The following is a 20,503-nucleotide window of genomic DNA, read 5'->3' as shown; positions in this document are numbered from 1 at the left end:
CCTGCTGAACATACTAACATGATTGTTTTATCTGCCATTGTACTTCACTCCATTTCTCTTATTGTCTACACTTTATTATAATGCAAGTTCCGTGCCAACTTTTCATCTATAAAATCCAGCTATACCAATGTTTTGAGGATTCATTTAATTACACTCTCTACCTTAAATTTTTACACACTTCATTTAAACACTAACTTTATTGATTACAAGCTTGGTTTTAACTTTATTCTATTGCTTCACGTTACTTTTAACAGATTTATTAGAGTCAATACCAATAAAGAAACATCCCACACTTAAAAATGCGGGATGTCCTTAAGTCTAAGCTACTTCTTTTTCGCGTTTCAATTCTTGAATTTCAGCAATTTTTACAAATGGTGCGTAGATTATCACTGAAATTAATAAGTTAACTGCTGCTAATACTCCACCTGCAACACTTTGAGTTGCTAAGAATCCGCCAATAATTGGAGGAGTTACCCATGGTGGCATTACCGTTGCTGCTGGTACAAGCCCAGAACTAGTTGCCAAGTATGCAACCGTTACTAAAACAACTGGTGTCAAAATAAATGGAATGAACATTAATGGGTTTAGCACAATTGGCAAACCGAACATCATTGGTTCATTAATATTAAAAATCCCTGGTGCTGTACTTAAATTTGTTACGATTTTATAAGCTTTATTACGACGTCCAAATAAGAAAATAGCAATAATTAAACCTAATGTTGCACCTGTTCCACCTAAGTTTACAAATGAATCAAAGAATGGTTTGTTTACAATATAAGGTGCTACTTCGCCAGCTTTGATTGCCGCTTGATTCGCTTCAATTGCTGGTAAATTAATGGTTTGCATTAATGGCTCTACCATGTTCGCGCCATGTAATCCAAAGAACCATAGGAATGGTGTAATAAATGCTAAGAGCATTGCTGATGGCAACGAATTTGCCAATCCCATAAATGGTTGTTGAACCAACTCGTAGAATGACGCTACTAAATCTTTAACACCGAATGCTAAGAAAATGGTTGTGATTAAACCAAAGATACTAATTGTAATCATTGCTGGGAATAACGCTGCAAATGATTTTGCGACTGCTGGTGGCACGCCTTCTGGCATTTTTACGATTAGTTTTTCATTTCCAACTAAACGAGAGAAAATCTCAGCAGAAATCAAACCAACTAATAGTGCGATAAACAATCCGTTTGAAGCCATTCCTGTTGCTCCACCAAGAGCAAAGAAAGATGCTACAGAAACAACACCGGCTGCTACGCCATCTTTACCATAATGCTTTGTTAGGTTGTAGGCAACCATGAAAGCGATTAAAACGGATAAGATACCAAAAGTTCCGTTCCAAACATTTCCACCGAAACTCTTCCAAAGTTCTTCACCAAAAGTATTGTTCATAAATGTTTGATACATTGGAATTGGTAAGTTATTGATCAAAATTGCCAATGATCCTAAAATCATTAGTGGCATTGTTACAATAAATGCATCCCTAATTGCCACTAAGTGACGTTGCGCTGCGATTTTTGACGCAGGTGGGATAAAATATTTCTCCATAAAATTAATAAATCCATCCATTTTTATTGCCTCCTTATAATTGAGGTTTAAATTAAAATCATTGCCAATAAATAATTGCTTAAAACAAATTTTTCTATTTTAACTTTTTTAATTTAACCCCTTACATTGTTTATTATATGCAAGTATCGTGCCAAAATAAAAAACCGCGAAGAAAGCTTTAATTTCAAGTTTTCTTCGCGGTTTTCATTTAATACACAATAACTGTAATGCCTTACACACTTTCATTTTTGTGTATTTTTATTTGTTTTACTCGTTATTTATTAATCGTTAGTTGGACTTTATTGTCAATAAACATTTGGACAATATAGGCTACTTCATCTTCTACCATTACAACGCCATATTGCTTTTCAATTGCCATTAAAGCTGTTTTAACAATATCCATTTCGATTCGATGTTGTTTTGTATACTCTTCTAAATTAGGAAAATTACGAATAACCGTTCCTACTTTTAAGCGTTCAACTAAAAAGGCTAAATGGATCATAATTCCTGTATCAACACCCGGTTCAACAATAATATGCATATCCGTTTGAAGTTGGTGAACAATTTTTTGAGAAAGCATCACTAGTTTATGAACCGAACCCACATTACGAATTGTTCCTTCTAGTGATTGAATCATTTGTTCTACCGGAATTTCTTCGTCAACAATTCGTTTTAAAATATTTAATTTTTCATCATTAAAGATATCGTAGGCTGAAAAATATGGAATATTTTGGTAATCAAATTCAACTGTTCCAACAATTGCTTTAATTTCATATTCTTCCATTAAATCATCGATATGTTGTTTGAATGCTTCTCTGTGTAAAAATTGCAATTGAATAATTTTCGTACGGCTCTCATCAATTACGGGGCTGATTCGCTCGTTTAAATGTTTTGCTACACCTTCCCCTGTAAAACAGGTGACTAATACAGCTTTTTTTTGCGGTTTTTCATTGGTTAAAGGATGTTTTGAATAATTTTCAAATGAAAGTTGGCAATTTTGATAAATGTCTTCCAACGTTCTTCCTACAGATGCCATTCTTACTGCTTCTAACACAATAGGGGTACTTACCATAGAAAGGGATTTTGTACGAATGCCTAGTTCTTCAGAAAGCATATTGCCAAAAGAAGTTAGCGAACCCATGTCGGACAATACTAATAACCCATGTTTATAAGACTCTCGATCTGCAAGTATTGTTGTTTTAACGCGCTCATACATCTTTTGAACTTCCATCGTCAATGGCATATCAATAGCGACTCCAACTTTGGTGTCTAGCAATTCTTGTACAGTCTCTAACATACTAGTTGCTGTTGATCGCCCATGCATTAGAACCATAATAGAGACGAGTTCTTCTTGCGGTACTACTGCGTCTCTAATATCAATCGTTAAAAACATGGTAATAAAACCGATTTCATCAAAAGGGATTTCAATTTGTAAACTTTCTTCAATCATACCAGATAAATCAATGGCTACTTGGAATTCTTTTGAATAATTTTTCCGAACATTGTTTAAATCTGGATGAACAATTTGACGATTTTCTTTGATACGTTCAATCGAACTTTGCAAATGTAGTGCAAATGCAAAACGCGCTTTTGGATTGTAGCTTCGATCTAGTCGTTCTTCGGCTAAGTCATACAGTTGGTCTGTTAAACTTCGAATATCTTCTGGAATCAAATCTTGATGAACTTCACTCATCGATAATTTTTCAACATAATCTCTAAAATATTTGTTCATATCTGTTGCCATTAATTCTTCTAAATTAATGTCATCCATTGAACCTGTTGCTAAAATTTCATCTACTTTTTCCTCAATAACACCATATACACCCATATCTTTATCTGTTTCTTGACCACTTGGAACATAACTAAATTGACTGGTTTTATGATCAATTAATCGTTCCATACGTTCAGGTGCTTCTTTGACTAAAAGCAATCCTTTTTGAACTTGTAATGGCAAATCTTTTTGGGAAATACGTAAATATTCTTCTTGGTGAGTTCGGTAGTGTAAAAATGCTTTCGCACATACTAATTTTAAATCTCTTTGGACTTGTCCAATATTGCCCTCTGCATGGTACAACATGAAAGCTAATAATACTTCTCTTTCTACGACGATTTTTTGGCCAAGACGATTTGATTCTTTTTGTAAAAAAGTAGCAACTAATTCATAACGTTCGTCAATTGATCTTTCTTCTAATGGAGGTAATGTAATCATCATTGGAATACGGCGATTAAACGTTGACAGTAATGTATCAGAATTTTCTGTTGTCGCTCCTATAATTTGAACACTTGCTTCATGGACTTGACTGCTTTCACCTAGCGGACGGTAAATGCCTTTATCAATAAACGTGAAGAGCATTTCTTGTCCTTCTGGTGGCAAGCGATGAATCTCATCTAAAAAAAGAATTCCTCCATTTGCTTTGTTCATTAATCCAGGTCGATCTTCGGCAGCTCCTGTATAAGAACCTTTTTTAACACCAAAAATATGACCAAATAATAATTGAGGATTTTGAGCATAATCCGCACAGTTGAAAGAAACAAAAGGCGCATCTGCTGCTAATGTTTCTGACTCTACTGCAAAGTGGTACATCGACTCAGCAAATAGGGATTTCCCTGTTCCTGTTTTACCAAAAATAATAGTGTGTAATCCTCTTGGGGGATATAAAATGGCAGCTTTTGCTTGTTGAATCATTACTTTAAGAGATTCTTTATTCCCAATAAGATGAGCAAAGGACTCGGTATCATTTGTCGCATGATCTTTCTTTTTATCAAGACGTTGATACAAAACTGGTCTGCCATTGCTTTTTTCAATGGCTTTTTCTTTAAACAAATCATTTAAATATCTACTTACGTTTGCACGATCTAAATCCAATTCTTTGGCAATCTCAACAGCTGTAAATTGTTCAGAATGATTTTCTAAAAAATTCAAAATATCTTTTTTGCGATTAGACAACTGGTATTCCCCCAATCTAAACTTGTTCAAACTTTTATTTTTTTTATGAAATGGGCTTTTTCCTTTTTATTCTTTTGTTTTTCTTCTTGCCCCTTTATTTTTTTGATCTTTCTTTTTGTTTTTTCTTTTTTTAGGAATTTCCGGAGCGGGAGCATTTTTTTTCTTTTCTTTTTTTACTTTTGGAGAAGCTGGTTTACTTTCTACTTCAACTTGTTCTGATTGTTCTGGACGCTCAGTAACAATTTCTCCACCAAATAGATACAATGGCGTTAGTTCAATTTCTAAAGGCTCGACAATTTTTTTGAATTCACGACGTTCTCGGTCATTTACCAAGGTTAAAACTGTTCCGTCAGCCCCCATTCGAGCCGTTCTGCCTGAACGGTGAATATAGCTTTCTTTAGTCATCGGTAAATCATATTGAATCACGTAAGGCAAACCGTGAATGTCTAATCCTCTTGACGCCACATCCGTTGTTAATAAGAGTTTTACTTTTTTATTTCTAAATTGTTGCAACGCATGTTGACGTTCTGTTTTATATTTTTCGCCATGTAAGACCGCAACGGAAACACCTTCATAACTTAATTTTTCAGCTACCGTTACTAAATTAGCTACGTTATTGATAAATACCAAACCACTGAAGTCAGGGAGTTGGGTTAATCGTTTAATCACTTCAACACGTTTTCTTGTTGGCGTTTCAATATAGCCATGAACAACGGTCCCATGTGACTCATCTTCATTCGTTACATCAATCCATAATGGATCGCTATTAAACCATTTTGGCATCTCAGTCATGATTTCATTACTGGTTGCTGAGAAAAATCCCATTTGTCGTTCATTTGGCATTTTAGCTACTACTTTTCTAACCGTTGCTAACTGATCTTGTTGAAGTAAGTGATCTGCTTCATCTAAAATGACTGTTTTCACTTGGTGTAATTTTAATTTTTTTAAATCAGAAATTTCTAAAATTCGACCTGCTGTTCCTACAATAATTTCAGGCTTGTCTCTTAATTTTTCTAGTTGACGTTTAATATTGGCTCCACCAATTAAGGGTTGAACTTTAATGTCTACTTGTTTCGCCCATTCTTTTACAACAGCTGCCACTTGAACAGCTAATTCTTGTGAGGGTGTTAAAATAACAACTTGTAACCCAGCCTTTGGCACAATTGTTTCTAAAAGCGGTAGTGTGTAAGCCACTGTTTTTCCTGTTCCAGTTGGTGAAATGCCGATCACGTCTTTGCCTTCAATTAATGGCGTAAATACTTTTTCTTGAATTGCAGAAGGTTGATTGTACGCTAATTTTTCCCAGTATGCTTGTAGTTCGTTTGTCAGTTTATTCATAGTGTGTAATTTCCCCGTTTCTCTATCGTTCATCTTATCTATTATACTTTAAAAAAACGCCTTTTTGTTGGATATTTTGAATAATCTCTTTTTTTATTTAAATTACTCTATTTTATTATTCGCAATTTAAATTTATATCATCAAAAAACCATTAGATTTTTTCATCCAATGGTTTTTGTTTACTTATTTAAATTTTATCTGCATCAAAAACAATGCCTGCGTCGTCTCTAAGTTTTTTCAGCACTTCATTCACTTGTTGACTTAGCAATAACCACGATTGATAAAGCTCTTGATTTTTTTTATCTTCTGGATGATTCAATACTTTAGCAAAGGCTTTTGCTTCATCTACCATTGGATTTTCTTGAGGGGGTGTTGCTCGTTCTTGGCGTGTCGCTGTTTTACGATCAATGACTTCAATTGACGAAATGGCATTTACTCCATCCATAAGAATGGTTTGATTAAGTGTGTAGATTTCCGAAGGTAAGTACGAATCAACCATTTTACCTGTTAAGAGTGTCACATCGAAACCTGGATATCTTAAAATCATGGTTCCCATTCCGTCAACTTTCGTTGCGATTTTTTGTGCAAAATAATGACAGCTTATTGGCATCCCAAACCAACCAATTGCAGCATACACACCATACACACCTAAATCAGATAACGCACCACCTGAAAAGTGTGGTGAAAAGATATTGGGTTCTTGTCCTTCTAGCACTTGATCATAGCGAGAAGAGTATTTCATATAAGTAAAGGTTGCCCCTTTGATATCATCTATTTTCGTTAATTCTTCTTTTACAATTGCAAAATTTTGTTCGTGGATATGTCTTGCTGCTTCTAAGAGGAATACATCGTTTTCTTCGGCTACTTGTTTAGCAGCATGCCATTCTGTTGGATTTGAAAACATCGGCTTTTCAACGATTACATGTTTTTTCGCTTTCATTAATGTCAACGCTTGTTGAAAATGTAGGCTATTTGGCGAAGCAATATAAACAACATCAATTCCTGGATGGTTTGCAAAATCTTCTAATTTTGTCTCAAAAATAGTCGCTCCATAAGGTTTTCCAAAAGTTTCAGCTTGTTCCTTTTTTCGTGAATAAACAGCCACTAGTTGGTACTCTTTTGTTTCGATGGCAGCATCAATAAATTGATTCGTAATCCAGTTGGTTCCAATAATTCCTAAATTTAACATTGCTTCACGTCCTCCATTAGTTTCATCGTCCTATTAACTCAATTTAATTTAAAAGGAATCGACTTATTTATTGTAATCGTTTTAGGGGTCACCTGACAAGTATAAGCTATTGCATTAACACCTGTTTTCAATGCATTTTCCATTGCTTCTTGAAGCGCTGGCTGCATTTTTCGATTAATTGTTGCAGATTCTACTCCTTCCATTTGGACAATAAAGCAAACACATCCATAGAATCCTACTTTCACGGCATGAATTAATTCATTAACGTGTTTTAATCCTCTTAATGTTGGAGCATCTGGAAATGACACTTGGTTATTTTTTTCTAGAGTCATTCCTTTTACTTCAATAAATCCTTTTTCAGATTTATCGGTTTCAAAATAAAAATCAAATTTTGAATTTTGATACACAACTTCTCTTTTTAAGGTTTGAATGATTCCTTTAACCCCTGGCAACTGCATTTTTCCAGTCAATAAGCTTTCCTCAACTATCTCATTAGGAACTTGACTGTCAATATTTATCAGTCTATTTCCTTTTAAAACCGAAATTAAGTCATAATCTGTTTTTCTCGTTTTAGAGGGAACATAATTTAGGTATACCGTCACTCCTGGTATGAGCAATTCTTTGCATCGTCCGGTATTTTTAACATGCGTTACAACTTCTTTTCCCTCGACTTGGCAAATAGCGATAAAACGATTCGGTCGTTCGATAAAAGTGCCTTTTACAATTTTTTGATACTCTACCATCACACACTTCATCTCTTTTCATTTAGTATCTATACTAAAAAAACGAAAGGCTAAAAGAACTTCTTTTAGCCTTTCGTTTTTATTTTACCCCATCTCATTAAGGATATCCATGTCTTCATCTGATAATTCAAAGTCAAAAATCGCTGCATTTTCAATTAATCGTTCTTTATGGGTTGTTTTAGGAATCGGAATAACATCTCTTTGAATATTCCATCGTAATACCACCTGTGAAACTGTTTTATTGTGTCTATTCGCAATTTTTAATAATTTATTTTCAGTAGTTAATTTGCCTCTTTTTAAGGGTGAGTAAGCCATTGAAACAATATTTTTGCTCTCACAAAATTCATGTAACTCTTCTTGACTATGACCAGGATAAATTTCATATTGATTGACCGTCGGTTTTATTTTAGCAGATTTTAATAAGGGTGTTAAATCGCCACGAGTAAAGTTTGCTACTCCTAGTGCTCTTACTCTTCCAGCTTCCACTAAAGTTTCCATCGCTTGCCAGGTTTCTAAATTAACATCATCTGATTCATTTGGCCAATGAATCAATAATAGATCGATATATTCTAATTCAAGTCGTTTAAAGCTTGCTTCGAAGGCCTTTAATGTAGAATCAAAGCCCATCTCATTTTTCCAAATTTTCGTCACAACAAAAAGTTCGTCTCTTGAAATACCTGCATTGATTGCTCGGTTAATGCCTCGGCCAACTCCGACTTCATTATTGTACATTGTCGCCGTGTCAATCAAGCGATAGCCATTCATAATTGCCGTAAAAACAACTTCTTCTACTTCGTTGTCGTCCATGCCGTATGTTCCTAATCCTATACCTGGAATCGTTAACCCGTTTTTCAAAGGCAATCTGTCTAATAAACTTACTACCATTCGTATCACGCTCCTTTATAGATTAAGTTAAGTGTAACGAATTTAAAGAGTGAATTCAAAGAATAACCCTTATACTAAAGTAGCCTAGTCAAACCTATTTTAGTGTATCTGCTAAATAGGAAGTGCGCTAAGAATTACCATTAACAGACATAAAAAAATCATACTAATAGTAAATTTTTTGTATAACATCAATAGAGCAATATATTCACGAATTAGTGCTGTTGGTAAAAAATAGAGTGCTGTTGGAGCTCCAACTCCTTCTGCCTTTAATTGGGCTTTTCTGGCATACAGTGCACCTCTTAAAACATGATAATTATTAGTTGAAAAGAGAATTTTTGGATTTTCTTTATCATTTTTCCAATCTTCGAAAATTATTTTTTTAGAAAATTTCATATTCTCATAGGTTGTCGTTGAAGCATCTTCAACCAAAATTTTTTCTTCTGGGATTTGTTGAGATAGTAAGTACTTCTTCATAGCAAACGCTTCAGATACTGGCTCATCTGCTCCTTGTCCACCGCTCACAACTATTTTACTAGAACTATTTTTATCGTAATATTCAATGGCTTTATCCAACCGACTTTTTAGTAAGGGAGGAACTTCTTCACTTTTTATTCCAGAACCCAGAACAATAATATAATCAATTTGTTTTTTTATAGGAATCATTTGATACATCCAAGAATAAAATAAATAACAAATAAATAAAAAAGAAATCAACAGATCACTTAAGATCAAAAATAAAATTGCTGAAAAAAGAACTAAATGTATTTCACCTGATCCGATAGTTATCAAATAAAAAAAAGCAGGTACAACAATCAATAAATTCAATCCTAATAACGCTGAAAGTTTTGCAGTTACACTACGCCCTTCCTTAGTATTCATAATATGTGTATTAACAATAAAGAAAATATTGACACCTAAAAACAATACCGGAAATAGTAAATAAACAATCATTAGAACAATAAATGAACCTTTGTTAGACACTTCGCCTATTTGAACTAATAGTAGTGACAACAAAGTTAGCGTAAGAAAAATACTCCCAAATGCTACACTCATTCCTCCAAAAAAACTGCGCCGCTCTCTTAATAAAACCACCATACCTATTATAATAAAACAACTTGCTAAAATAACGAACTCCATACTTCATCTCCTCTATAACAATTTGCATTTCGCTATTAATAGTTTATCAAATCTACACTTAGTATAATAGATTAATTTTCCACTTGCATTTGATTTGCTTTTAAAGATTCTGAATTAAATTGCTAAGAAAAGTAAATAAAAAAAACCAAAAATTCTTTTGGTTTTTTTGATTAGATTCAAGTATGACTAAACATCAGAAAATAATGTTTAGTGATTTTTTTCAATTTCTTCTAAAGCTTTTTTAGGAACTTCGCTTTTTGAAACTTCTTCCCATGAAAGAACACCTTTTTTTGGGTGAACTTTAGCTTTTAAATAGGCATTTTTCTTTAGTGGACGGTCTAATCCTCCATTAAATGACAATGTTTGTAGCTCTCCATCTTCATTGTAAAACTTTTGATTGTAAGAATAGTTAATGCTTTCTCGATCTTGATCGTCTTTTTGAATGAATTTATGACCGTCCGTTATGATTTGTGTGTAATATTCTTTACCAGTATATTCTTTTTGATAAAAAAATCCTGCTGCAACAGCTACTACTAAAATAATTAATGCAATTCCTTTTTTCATCTCAATCCCTCTTTTCTTTCTTCCATTATCTCTTTTTGAAAGAAAAAAGTCCTTTTAATGAACTTACAATTTAGTCAATCAATCTTACAATTTAGTCATGTTAGTTCAAGGTCACAATAACTAGCTCAGGTCGATTGTTGACTCTAAATGGGAAAGTGGAATTTCCGATACCTCGACTGATTACTAATCGCTTACTTTTTAATTGTGGGTGATAATGGATACCTTCTGTAAAATTTGGGTATTTTCCTTGTCCAGGCGCATAAAGTCCCCCGATAAATGGGACTCTGATTTGTCCTCCATGTGCGTGTCCGCTAAAGGTAATATCTGGAGATTTCACTTGATCTAAATGATAGCTTTCAAAAAATTCTGGATGATGGGCTAATAAAATTTTAGGTTGTTCTAGCATTCCTTCGCTTAATTCAATTCCACTTAAAATAGGCGTTGATTGTAACTTAAAATTCTCTTTTTCAGATAAGCCCATTATCACAAGACCTGCTTTGCCAATTTGCAGCCATTCGGCTTCATCAATTAGAACTCGAACTCCTTGTGAACTTAGAATGTCTTCCCATTCTTGTAAGTGTCCACTTGATACATCATGATTTCCAGTGACAGCATAGGTTGGTGCAATGGCTACTAATTCGCTTGCTATTCGAGATAATTCCAATTTTGGAAACTCTTCTACTCGAATGTCTACTAAATCACCCGTTAAAAGAATTAAGGCTGGGTTGGCTTCTCTTACTTTTGCAACCAATTTATCCAAAGAAACATTGTGCCTTGGAATGTGTAGATCCGATAAATGAACAATCTTTGTTTTTTTAAGACTTGTTGCGAGGTAAGGGATTGCAATATTGTACTGTGTCGTTTTAATCCAATGATTTTGACTATATAAATAAAGCCCTACTCCTATCAAAATAACAATACTCCCAATCACATAACTCATAAAAATTCCCCCAAACACTTTCTTTTTCTATTGCCCAAATTTTTCAAACTGGGATTTATTTCCATTAAATACTACAAAATCTAAACTTTGTTGTTTAATGTTTCCCTTTGATAATTCGCCTTCTTCTGTGTACTCCCAGAATTTCCAAGGAATCTTCTCTTCTTTACTTGGTTTATTTTTTGTATCAACGAACCAAATATCAGATTTTACAAATTCATTTTTTATAAATTTTTGATAGACATTAGCATCCACACATAAAATTAAGTTCTGTCCTTTTTCATCCATAACAACTTGAATAAAATCTTTTAATTCCTTAACAACACTTTCTTTTTTAGGTGGGTTTTGTTTGTATTGATCGTACAATTCAACTATCACAACTGGAGGTAAGTCGTCTTTTTGAGTGGAAACAACTTGGTTAAAATGGATCCCTTGTGTTGCTCCGGGGCTATCAAAACTAAAATAGTGACTGGCACCTCTTCTTAGTGATGTTCCTTGGATTCTTTCCCAATTAATTGCAAACTGGTCATCTGTGTAATTGCTGCCCTCTGTGGCTTTAATATACGCAAATGACACTTGATTGCTTTCAATTCCTTGCCAGTCTATGTAGCCATCCTCTTGTGACACTTGAACCCCTTTAACTGGAAAGGACTTAGTGTCTTCTTTGAAAAGGGACCAATTAGATTCTTTAGCAACAAATAAACTAATCGCCATACTAACTAATAAAATGACGCCAATGATTGCAGTTATCTTAATTTTATTTATTTTAGGATCTTTTTGCAGATAATAGATCGTCAAAACCTCCTAATCTTATTTATCACTAAATGCGAGAGTGCTTTTTGTCTAGTTTATCATAATTTACAAAATTTAGGTGTTTTTCTTTTTCAAAAAAAAAAAAATAGAAACTTACTTTAATAAGTTTCTATTCTTTTTATTTTAGCTTATTCTACCCCATATGCAATACGTTTTATATTTAATAAGTGATGCGCTGTGACATTGTCTGTGGTACTACTCCCACCCATTGCTCCACATCCTAAAGTCATTGACGGTGCTAGGTTCGTTGTTGCGCCTATTGCACCTAATGCTCCTAGTGTATTCACTAATATCCGCGCTGCTTGCATTTTTAATCCATACTGTTCCGCTTTCCATTCATTTGTTGTATGAATTACAGCTGTATGACCCATCCCCTCGTTTTCTAGTAGAGCCTTACACGTAGCTAAGCCAGTTTCAAATGAAGAAACTGTGTAAAGTCCTAAAATAGGGGTTAATTTCTCTCTTGAATAAGGATTGTGTTTGCCAATTTCTGTTTGTTCTGAAATTAAAATTTTTGTTCCAGCAGGTACTGAAATTCCTATTAAATCCGCCACTGCTTCTGCACTTTTCCCAACTATCTCAGGATTTAAAGCACCTGTTTCTCGTAAAATAAACTTACTTACCTTTTCAGATTCTTCTACATTCATAAAGTAAACCTGTTTTTCTTTTAGTTTTGCTACAACTTCTGCTTTTATAGATTCTTCAACAACAATAGCCTGTTCTGATGCGCAGATAACACCGTTATCAAATGATTTACTGCTAACAATCGCCTCAATGGCCTCTTCAATATTTGCTGACGCTTCAATAAATGCTGGGACATTTCCTGGTCCTACACCAATTGCGGGAGTCCCTGAACTATAGGCTGCTGTTACCATTGCTTTTCCACCTGTTGCTAAAATTAAGGCTACATTTTTATGTTTCATTAAGTCTTCTGTTGCAACCAGTGTTGGCTGTGTAATGACTTGAACCAAACCTGCTGGTGCACCAGCTTCAATGGCTGCTTTATCAATAATTTCTGCTGTCATTAAAATAGACTTTAACGCTTTGGGATGGGGTGAAAAAATAATAGCATTTCTAGTTTTCAATGCAATCATCGCTTTAAAAATAACCGTTGATGTCGGATTTGTTGATGGGATCAATCCAGCTACTATTCCTAATGGTATGCCAATTTCAATAATTTTATCTTCTTCACGACGATTGATTATGCCTACTGTTGAAAGATCTTTAATACTGTTATAGACTTGTTCGCTTGCAAAAGTATTTTTTATTATTTTATCAGGTACATTCCCAAATCCCGTTTCTTCATTTGCTGAAATCGCTAATTTTTCTGCATTTTTCAATGTATTTTGATAAATTGATTCAATAATTTTATCTACTTGTTCCTGTGTATAATCTGCAAATTTTTCTTGTGCTATTTTAGCATTCGCTACTAATTCTTCTACTTCACTGAATGATTGATTGTTTGTCATTTAAATCGCTCCCTCGCTTTTTATTAAAAACGCTTACAACATAAGTTTAGTTTATTTAAACCTATTTGTTAGGGAATATTTTAAGGTGTTTTTGGAAAAAATTTACCTTTCAACTTATTTATTTTTTCACAAAGAAAGATAGTTGAAACCTTAGTGAATTAAAGGTATTATATTATAACAAGGACAATTTCACAAATTCAATTTACATACTAAATCTTATACTAAAGGAGTTGGTAAAATGTGTCGTTTATTAATTGTTAGTGATGGCTTAGCTGAACGAATGACTATTCGAGAGTTAATTGAGGAATCTTTTATGAATATTAAAATATTGCCTGATGCAACAACTGAAGAAGAAGCGGTTAAGATTGCCAATCGCTTGCTTCCTGAAATGATGCTATTAGATATGGATACTTCTTCTTTAGATGGGTTTTCGCTAGAAAAAAAACTTTCTCAGCAGTTACCAAATTTAAAAACCATTATTTTTACGAAAAAAAATGACTTTGAAACCGTCCATCATGCATTGCGTTGTGGCTTCTTAGATTATTTAGTTAAACCAATTGATTTGGATGAATTGAAGTTTGCAATCGATCGTTCAGTTAAATCCCTTAATCAAGTATCTTTAATGGATATTGTAAATAATAAACCTTCAAATTTAGCGAAAGAACAAGTCAATATGATGTTAGATTATATTCATGAACATTTTGATGAAGAAATTAATTTAACAACGTTATCCGATAGAATGCATTTAAATCGTCATTATGTTAGTCGCTTTTTTAAAGAAGCTGTTGGAATGAATTTTATTGATTATTTAACCAACTATCGAATCGAAAAAGCAAAACAGCTATTGATGAAAACAGATGATTCTATCACTGAAATTGCTGGTACTGTAGGATACCTTGATGCGACTTACTTTAGTAAATTATTTAAAAAAAAGGCGGGCTTTTCACCTTACCAATATCGTAAAAAATTGCAGGGTGAGTGTCTTCCAACAAGTATATAAATAAAAAAGGTACTTTCCTAAAAATAGGAGAGTACCTTTTTACGAGTTTATTTTTTGACAAGTAACGTTACGCTCTCAACATGGTGAGTTTGAGGGAATAGGTCAACTGGTTGAATTTTTTCAACACTGTAGCCACCTTCGTTTAGCAACGCTAAATCTCTTGCTAATGTTGCTGGGTTACAACTTACATAAATCATTTTTGTTGGTTGCATTTTTACAACAGCTTCGATAAAGCTTGGTTCTAATCCTTTACGTGGTGGATCGACAACTACAAGATCGGCTTTCATATCTTCGTCGCTCCATTGAAGCATTACTTCTTCAGCCAATCCTGTTTCAAACGTTACGTTATCAATTTCATTGATTTCAGCATTGTTTTTCGCGTTTTCAACAGCTGCTTCAATCATTTCAATTCCGTAAACTTGTTTTGCGGCTTTAGCTAATGAAAGAGAAATTGTTCCAATTCCACAATAAGCATCAATAACGGTTTCTTCTCCAGTTAGTTCTGCATAATCTAGAACAGTTTGGTATAGTTTTTCTGTTTGCGTTGGATTTACTTGATAGAATGAACGAGCTGAGATTTCAAAAGTATTTCCTAATAATGAATCACGGTAATTATCGCGACCCCATAAGACAATATTTTCGTCTCCCATTATCGTATTCGTACGTGTTGGGTTAACATTTTGCACAATACTAACTACTTCTGGTAGAGCTTCCGTAATAGCAGGTAGAATTTTACTTGTTGGGAATAATTTTGGTGTTCTTGTTACTAAAATAATCATCATTTCGCCAGTATAATAACCACGGCGGACGATAATGTGACGTAGGTTCCCAGTATTTGGGCCTTCGTTGTATGGTTTCACATTAAATTCACGCATAATATCGCGCACAACCAGAATCGCTTTATCGATTTTAGGGTCTTGAATTTTAAAGTTTTCCATTGGAATAACGTCGTGGCTATTTTTACGGAAGAACCCTGTGGTTAATTTGTCATCAATTTTACGTACTGGAATTTGAGCTTTATTGCGGTAGCCCCATGGTTCAGCCATTCCGATTGTTTCAAAAACAGGTACTTCTGGTAATTTAGCAATTCGTTGCATCACATTGCGCACTTGTTGACGTTTAAAGTCAAGTTGTGCTGGGTAAGACATGTGTTGCAATGGCGTAATTCCAACGCGTGTGTAGTTTTCGTCTTGTAATTCAACACGATTTTGACTTGAAGTTAGGCGTTTCATTGCTTTTGCAAAACCAAATGATTTTCCTGTTTTATGAATCTTAACTTCCATTTCTTCTCCTGGAAGTGCATTTTCAATAAATAATGGGTATCCTTCGATTTTGGCAACACCCATTCCTTCGTGTGTTAAATCTTCAACCTTAACTGTGTATTTCTCATTCTTTTTAACTGGTATTTCTTTATTTGCTTTCATAAAAAGCTCCCTTCGTTGGTACCATCTATCTGTAAAATTTGGTTCGTGAATTAAGTGACATGTTCGAATGCTCAACATAAAAATTTGCTGTCCTTTTAGAGTATCTCACAAAAGGACAGCAAACTCAAAGCTCATTTATTGATTTTTAATTTTTTTCTTCAGATTCAGGCTTAGAAATGATGCCATCGCCATTAATATCTTCATCTGTCAAGCCTTCAACTTCTTTGATAAAGGCTTCTTCAGCATCTTCAAAAGCCTCATCTTCTGCTGTTACAGCATCATTTGGAATTGCATCCACATCGCCAAACATTTCAATATGCTGAATTAAATTAGTGAAGGTCATTGGCGCATCTCCACCATATTCTCCATCTAAATTAATCATCATTTTTGAATCATCTAGCGGTTCGGCTTTAACCATCTTGGTTTTTGTGTACAGTACTTTAGGGTGGTCAATGTGTTTTCCACCATTTAGCATTAACGCGATTAAGTGTAGCAATTCTACAACATTGGCTGTTTTTACAACAATTAGTGAAAAATAACCATCATCTAAATGGGCATCTGGTGCGATTTGTTCAAAACCGCCAACAGAATTGGTTAGGCCTAGTAGAAACATGGAGGCCTTTCCTTCAAAAACCCCTTCATCATACTCGATTTTCATTGGAATTGGTTTGATTCTTGGCAACATTTCTGCGCCTTTTACTAAATAAGCTAAATAGCCAAAAACTGATTTTAATTGGGACGGGACGTCATAGGTCAGCTCCGTTAAGTAACCGCCACCTGCAATGTTGATAAAATAGGTGTCATTTGCTTTTCCAATGTCCATTTTCACCGTTTGTTTCTTTGTAATAACTCTAGCAGCTGCAACTACATCATTTCTAGGAATATGAAGTGCTCGTGCGTAATCATTTGTGGTTCCCGCCGGAATAATGGCCATTTTCGGACGGTTTTCAAGTCCAGCAATGCCATTAACCACTTCATTGATCGTTCCATCGCCACCAGCTGCTACAATCAATTCAAAGCCATCTATTGCTGCTCGTTCAGCTTCATTTCTGGCAGAATTCGGCTCTGGCGTTGTGGCATAAGCACTTGTTTCATAACCCTCAGCTTCAAGAATTTGTAAGATGTCGACTAAATTTTTCTTTAAGACTTCTCTTCCTGAAGTTGGATTGTAAATGACTCTTGCTCTCATATAAATCCTCCTCATGGAAAGTTTCCTCTCCAATATAACTTCTATCGTTTGCTTAATTCTTGATTTAACAATTGGTTCACAACGCCTGGATTCGCTTGTCCTTTTGTCGCTTTCATGATTTGGCCCACTAAGAAACCAACTGCACGATCTTTCCCATTTTTGAAATCTTCAATCGATTGCGCATTGTTATCTAAGACTTCATTAATCATTGGCAATAGTTGTGCTGGATCTGATAGTTGGACTAGACCTTTAGCTTCAACGACTTTCTTCGCGTCGCCACCGTTTAGGATTAATTCACGGAAAACTTTTTTCGCAATTTTAGAACTAATGGTTCCATCTGCGATTAACGTAATCATGCCAGCTAAGTTAGACGGTGTTAATTTTGTATCGGCTAATTCAAGTCGTTCGCTGTTTAAATAGGCAGAAACTTCCCCCATCAACCAGTTAGACGCTTGTTTTGCATCTGCATTTTCTGCTAATGTAGCTTCAAAGAAATCAGACATTTCTTTTGTTAACGTTAGCACCATAGCGTCATATTCCGGTAAACCAAGCTCTTCGACATAACGTTTGCGACGAGATGCTGGCATTTCTGGAATAGCATTTTTAACGCGTTCAATCCACTCGTCGTCAATGACGAAATTAGGAAGATCTGGTTCTGGGAAATAACGGTAATCACTTGAACCTTCTTTAACACGCATTAAAATTGTTTCGCCTGTTGTTTCATCAAAACGGCGTGTTTCTTGTTGGATAATGCCGCCTGATAAAAGCACGCGTGCTTGACGAATTTCTTCGTGAGCTAAGCCACGTTTAACAAAGTTAAATGAATTTAAGTTTTTAAGTTCTGCTTTTGTTCCAAATTGTTCTTGGCCAATTGGACGAAGTGAAATATTGGCATCACAACGCATTGAGCCTTCTTCCATTTTCACATCACTGACGCCTGTAAATTGTACGATTTGTTTTAACGCTTCTAAATACGCATATGCTTCTTCTGGTGAGCGCATGTCTGCTTCTGATACAATCTCGATTAAAGGCGTTCCTTGACGGTTTAAATCAACATATGAATAACCATCTGTTCCATGGTTGTTTTTCCCAGCATCTTCTTCCAAATGAACACGTTCAATTCTGATTTTCTTTTTAACGCCGTCTACTTCAATTTCAATCCAACCGTCATAGCCGATAGGTTTATCAAATTGAGAGATTTGGTAGGCTTTGGGATTGTCTGGATAAAAATAGTTTTTACGATCAAATTTTGTGTCTTTAGCAATTTTACAGTTTAAAGCTAACGCAGCTTGCATCCCAAAATCGATGGCTTGCTGATTGACTACAGGCAATACACCTGGGTATCCCCAGTCAATCACATTGGTATTCGTGTTTGGTTCTGCTCCAAAATGAGCAGGGGATGGCGAAAACATTTTAGATTCTGTTTTTAATTCTACATGGACCTCTAGTCCGATTACTGTTTCAAAGTTCATCTGGTTTTCTCCTCCTACAAGTTTGGTTTTTCTTTATGAAATTCAGTTGCTTGTTCAAATGCGTAAGCAGCTTGGTAAATCGTTGCTTCGTCAAAATGTTTTCCAATCAGTTGCAACCCAATTGGCAAGCCATTTGAAAAACCACAAGGAATTGAAATCGCTGGTACACCGGCTAAGTTAACTGGAACGGTTAAGATATCGTTCATATACATCGTTAATGGATCGTCCATGTTTTCGCCTAAGTTAAAGGCAGTTGTCGGAGTTGTAGGGCCTAAGATTAGATCGTAGTCATTGAAGACTTTTTCGAAATCTTGTTTGATCAATGTACGAACTTGACCTGCTTTTTTGAAATAAGCGTCATAATAGCCTGAGCTTAGTGAGAAGGTTCCAAGCATGATACGACGTTTTACTTCCATTCCAAAGCCTTCTGAGCGGCTCATTACATACAAATCATCTAATGATTTTGCTTCTGGCGAACGGTAACCGTAACGTATGCCGTCAAAGCGTTGCAAGTTTGATGAAGCTTCACTTGATGCAATGATATAATACACAGCAATCCCGTATTTTGAATGAGGTAAGCTAACTTCTTCAACCGTTGCACCTAATTTTTTATAGGTTTCAATGGCTTCAAGAACAGCGTTTTTAACGTCCTCAGCTACACCTTCTTGTAAGTATTCTTTTGGAACACCAATCTTCATGCCTTTGATGTCTTGGTTTAATTTAGCTGTAAAATCCGGTACTTCTGTTTTAGCGCTCATTGAATCGTTGGCATCATATCCACTGATTGCATTTAGTACGTAGGCATTGTCTTTTACTGTACGTGTAAATGGTCCAATTTGATCTAAACTTGAAGCAAAAGCAATCAAACCAAAGCGCGAAATACGACCATAAGTTGGTTTCATTCCAACGATACCCGTAAAGGCTGCTGGTTGACGAATACTTCCACCGGTATCACTACCAAGTGAAATTGGAACTTGTCCAGCCGCAACGGCTGCTGCTGAGCCACCTGAAGAGCCACCTGGAACTTTTGTTAAATCCCATGGGTTTTTGGTTTGTTTAAAGTAAGACGTTTCTGTACTTCCGCCCATTGCAAATTCATCCATGTTTAATTTTCCAACTGGAATCATGTCTGCTTCATATACGTTATTCATAACTGTTGCATCATAAATTGGAATAAAATCTTCCAACATTTTACTTGCTGCAGTTGTTTTGATATCTTTTGTAACAATATTATCTTTAATTCCAATTGGCATTGCTGCTAAAACATTGGATTCGTCAATGCCTTTTTCGTCTAGTTTTTTAGCTAACGCTAACGCTTCTTCTTTACTGACTGTAATAAATGCACCTATTTTATCTTCCGTTGCTTCAATATGGTCAAAAGTAGCGTTCATTAAATCTACGGCCGTAATCTCTTTAGCAATCAATAAGTCATGTAATTCGGTTAAGTTTTTCTCTAATAAACTCATGCTCCAGCCTCCCCGTTATCCATAATTGCTGGAACTTGAATTAGTCCATCTTTTTCTGTTTTTACATTTTTAAAGAGCTCGTTGCGATCTGTTCCCTCAGTTGCAACATCCAAACGCATCACATTGACTGTTTCTAGTGCATGTGTTGTGATGGGTACGCCAGTTGTATCGATGGCTTCAAGTTGTTCAACCATTCCAATGATTTGATCCATTTGCTCTGTAAAATGAGCAATCTCACTATCTTTAAATGCTAGCTTCGATAGCTTAGCAACGTGTTTTACTTCTGATTCAGTAATTGCCAATTTTATTCAACCCTCTTTCTTCTTTTCTTTATTCCAAATTGGAAACTTAGTTCCTATTCTATCATAAACCGCTTAAG

17 protein-coding genes are annotated in these 20,503 nt (G+C 35.0%); 1 reads left to right on the top strand and 16 read right to left on the bottom strand.

The annotated features are described in order from the left end of the window. Positions 1-318 precede the first annotated feature (318 nt). The 11 genes from CDIMF43_RS05765 to CDIMF43_RS05715 form a co-directional block, all read right to left on the bottom strand. Positions 319-1,572: a PTS sugar transporter subunit IIC gene (locus CDIMF43_RS05765; RefSeq protein ID WP_074402014.1), complete on the bottom strand. Its 1,254-nt coding sequence runs from the start codon at positions 1,570-1,572 to the stop codon at positions 319-321. Between the two features lie 253 nt (positions 1,573-1,825). Further along, a complete protein-coding gene (locus CDIMF43_RS05760) occupies positions 1,826-4,498 on the bottom strand; it encodes a sigma 54-interacting transcriptional regulator (protein WP_109841442.1) in 2,673 nt (890 codons plus the stop codon). A 66-nt stretch (positions 4,499-4,564) separates the two neighbouring features. Beyond that, a complete protein-coding gene (locus CDIMF43_RS05755; protein WP_109841441.1) occupies positions 4,565-5,836 on the bottom strand; it encodes a DEAD/DEAH box helicase in 1,272 nt (423 codons plus the stop codon). Positions 5,837-6,023: 187 nt separating this feature from the next. Further along, the gene (locus tag CDIMF43_RS05750; protein WP_109841440.1) at positions 6,024-7,025 is read right to left on the bottom strand and encodes a Gfo/Idh/MocA family protein; all 1,002 of its coding nucleotides are present in this window, start codon (positions 7,023-7,025) and stop codon (positions 6,024-6,026) included. Between the two features lie 38 nt (positions 7,026-7,063). Further along, positions 7,064-7,768, bottom strand: a complete 705-nt coding sequence (gene sfsA / locus CDIMF43_RS05745; RefSeq protein WP_109842345.1) for a DNA/RNA nuclease SfsA — start codon at positions 7,766-7,768, stop codon at positions 7,064-7,066. A gap of 84 nt (positions 7,769-7,852) precedes the next feature. Next, positions 7,853-8,653 carry an aldo/keto reductase gene (locus CDIMF43_RS05740; RefSeq protein WP_074402010.1) on the bottom strand — a complete coding sequence of 267 codons (801 nt, stop codon included), beginning with the start codon at positions 8,651-8,653 and terminating at the stop codon, positions 7,853-7,855. A gap of 111 nt (positions 8,654-8,764) precedes the next feature. Further along, positions 8,765-9,790 carry a YdcF family protein gene (locus CDIMF43_RS05735; RefSeq protein WP_109841439.1) on the bottom strand — a complete coding sequence of 342 codons (1,026 nt, stop codon included), beginning with the start codon at positions 9,788-9,790 and terminating at the stop codon, positions 8,765-8,767. A gap of 207 nt (positions 9,791-9,997) precedes the next feature. Continuing rightward, positions 9,998-10,354, bottom strand: a complete 357-nt coding sequence (locus tag CDIMF43_RS05730) for a YxeA family protein (protein WP_109841438.1) — start codon at positions 10,352-10,354, stop codon at positions 9,998-10,000. Between the two features lie 100 nt (positions 10,355-10,454). Further along, a complete protein-coding gene (locus tag CDIMF43_RS05725; RefSeq protein ID WP_074402008.1) occupies positions 10,455-11,294 on the bottom strand; it encodes a metallophosphoesterase in 840 nt (279 codons plus the stop codon). Positions 11,295-11,321: 27 nt separating this feature from the next. Next, positions 11,322-12,089: a glycoside hydrolase family 25 protein gene (locus CDIMF43_RS05720; protein WP_233218297.1), complete on the bottom strand. Its 768-nt coding sequence runs from the start codon at positions 12,087-12,089 to the stop codon at positions 11,322-11,324. Positions 12,090-12,232: 143 nt separating this feature from the next. Further along, a complete protein-coding gene (locus CDIMF43_RS05715; RefSeq protein ID WP_074402006.1) occupies positions 12,233-13,573 on the bottom strand; it encodes an acetaldehyde dehydrogenase (acetylating) in 1,341 nt (446 codons plus the stop codon). A 238-nt stretch (positions 13,574-13,811) separates the two neighbouring features. Between CDIMF43_RS05715 and CDIMF43_RS05710 the strand changes: the two genes are divergently transcribed. Next, positions 13,812-14,573, top strand: a complete 762-nt coding sequence (locus tag CDIMF43_RS05710) for a helix-turn-helix domain-containing protein (RefSeq protein ID WP_074402005.1) — start codon at positions 13,812-13,814, stop codon at positions 14,571-14,573. Between the two features lie 47 nt (positions 14,574-14,620). Here CDIMF43_RS05710 and rlmD read toward each other — a convergent pair whose 3' ends face one another. From rlmD to gatC, 5 genes are all read right to left on the bottom strand, one after another. Continuing rightward, a complete protein-coding gene (rlmD, locus tag CDIMF43_RS05705) occupies positions 14,621-15,997 on the bottom strand; it encodes a 23S rRNA (uracil(1939)-C(5))-methyltransferase RlmD (RefSeq protein ID WP_034570862.1) in 1,377 nt (458 codons plus the stop codon). Positions 15,998-16,142: 145 nt separating this feature from the next. Beyond that, positions 16,143-17,186, bottom strand: coding sequence for a diacylglycerol kinase (locus CDIMF43_RS05700; RefSeq protein WP_109841437.1), 1,044 nt, complete (start codon positions 17,184-17,186; stop codon positions 16,143-16,145). 41 nt (positions 17,187-17,227) lie between these two features. Next, complete coding sequence (gatB, locus tag CDIMF43_RS05695) at positions 17,228-18,658, bottom strand: Asp-tRNA(Asn)/Glu-tRNA(Gln) amidotransferase subunit GatB (RefSeq protein WP_034570867.1); 1,431 nt, start codon at positions 18,656-18,658, stop codon at positions 17,228-17,230. A gap of 14 nt (positions 18,659-18,672) precedes the next feature. After that, positions 18,673-20,124, bottom strand: a complete 1,452-nt coding sequence (gene gatA, locus CDIMF43_RS05690) for an Asp-tRNA(Asn)/Glu-tRNA(Gln) amidotransferase subunit GatA (protein ID WP_109841436.1) — start codon at positions 20,122-20,124, stop codon at positions 18,673-18,675. Next, a complete protein-coding gene (gene gatC, locus CDIMF43_RS05685; protein WP_109841435.1) occupies positions 20,121-20,426 on the bottom strand; it encodes an Asp-tRNA(Asn)/Glu-tRNA(Gln) amidotransferase subunit GatC in 306 nt (101 codons plus the stop codon). The genes gatA and gatC overlap by 4 nt, the downstream gene beginning before the upstream one ends. Positions 20,427-20,503 lie beyond the last annotated feature (77 nt).

The organism is Carnobacterium divergens, from assembly GCF_900258435.1.
GTDB classification, from domain to species: Bacteria; Bacillota; Bacilli; order Lactobacillales; family Carnobacteriaceae; genus Carnobacterium; species Carnobacterium divergens_A.
Note: the sequence above shows the minus strand (reverse complement) of the source record. Positions and strands in the feature narration are given on the sequence as shown.